This is a genomic window from Xanthobacter sp. BG11Y11_SDJG (assembly GCF_057364445.1).
Window position 1 is genome coordinate 1 of record NZ_JBNFNU010000669.1, and the last position, 1,332, is coordinate 1,332.

2 protein-coding genes and 1 pseudogene are annotated in these 1,332 nt (G+C 74.2%); all 3 read left to right on the forward strand.

Annotated features, from left to right (window positions below):
* A pseudogene (locus tag AC2W7M_RS25600) lies at positions 1 to 649 on the forward strand (SAM-dependent methyltransferase); the annotation flags it as partial.
* A 115-nt stretch (positions 650 to 764) separates the two neighbouring features.
* Entirely contained in the window at positions 765 to 1,031 is a 267-nt protein-coding gene (locus tag AC2W7M_RS25605; RefSeq protein WP_486135923.1) for an acyl-CoA thioesterase, read from the forward strand.
* Positions 1,028 to 1,279, forward strand: coding sequence for a hypothetical protein (locus AC2W7M_RS25610; protein WP_486135925.1), 252 nt, complete (start codon positions 1,028 to 1,030; stop codon positions 1,277 to 1,279). Before AC2W7M_RS25605 ends, AC2W7M_RS25610 begins: the two co-directional genes overlap by 4 nt.
* Positions 1,280 to 1,332 lie beyond the last annotated feature (53 nt).

The window sequence follows — 1,332 nt, forward strand, 5'->3', positions numbered from 1 at the left end:
GCCGCCCCGCTCGCCGCCGGGCTGACGCCTGGCGACGTGGTGGCCGATCCCGAGGCGCTGCCCTTGCCGGCGAGCGGCATCGACCTCGCGGTCTCGCTGCTCGCGCTGCGACTGGATCAACGATCTGCGGCACGCTCGCCCAGGTGCGCCGGGCGCTGCGGCCCGACGGGCTGTTCCTCGCGGCCATGCTCGGCGGGCGCTCGCTGACCGAGCTGCGCCAGGCCTTCGCCGAGGCCGAGAGCGAGACCACCGGCGGCCTGTCGCCCCGCGTCGCCCCGTTCGCGGATGTGCGCGACCTCGGCGGCCTGCTCCAGCGCGCCGGCTTCGCGCTGCCGGTGACCGACGTGGACAAGGTCGTCGTGCGCTACGGGTCGCCGTTCGCGCTGTTCGACGACCTGCGCCGCATGGGCGCCACCAATGCGCTCGCCGAGCGCGCCGCGTGCCGCTCAAGCGCGCGACGCTGCTGCGCGCGGCGGACATCTACCAGCAGCGCTTCGCCGATGCGGACGGGCGCGTGCGCGCCACGTTCGAGATCCTCTGGCTCTCCGGCTGGGCGCCCCATGCGAGCCAGCAGAAGCCGCTCAACGCCCGGTCCGCCCGCACTGAGCCTTGCCGAGCGCTGGCGCCGAAGGGCCGGGAGCGCCCCTGAGCCACAAGCCGCAGGACCGCCCTTGAGCCGGCCCGCGCGCACCGTATTGCGGAGCGGGGCGCCGCCTGCGGCCGGCGCGCGGCATGGGGGATGGCATCATGACGGGGACGGGACGATGAGCGGCCAGGGTTCGGCAGCCGGGCGCGAGGCGCCTCTCACGCGCGCGGACTTCACCCACACACTGGAACTCACCACGCGGTGGGCCGACGTGGACGTCTACGGCCACGTGAACAACGTGGTCTATTATTCCTACTTCGACACGGTGGTGAACGAGCGCCTGATCCGCGCCGGCGTGCTCGATCCCGCCAGCAGCCCGGTGATCGGCCTCGTGGTGGAGACGCGCTGCACCTATTTCCGCAGCCTCAACTTCCCGGCGCCGTGATCGCCGGCATCAGGGTGGCGAAGCTCGGCAGCTCCTCGGTGCGCTACGACATCGCGCTGTTCCAGGGCGAGGAGGCGGCCTGCGCGGCGCAGGGCACGTTCGTCCATGTCTATGTGGACGCGCCAGCCAGCGCCCGGTGCCGATCCCGGACGACGTGCGCGCCGTGCTGGCGGAGCTGGTGCCGCAGGGCTGACGCCCCTGCCTCAAGACGGAAGCGCCGGCCCGGACGGGGTCCGGACCGGCGCTGATCGGGCGATCGCCGCGGGGCGGGGCCGGCGCGGCGGCCGGTGGCGGCGGCGGT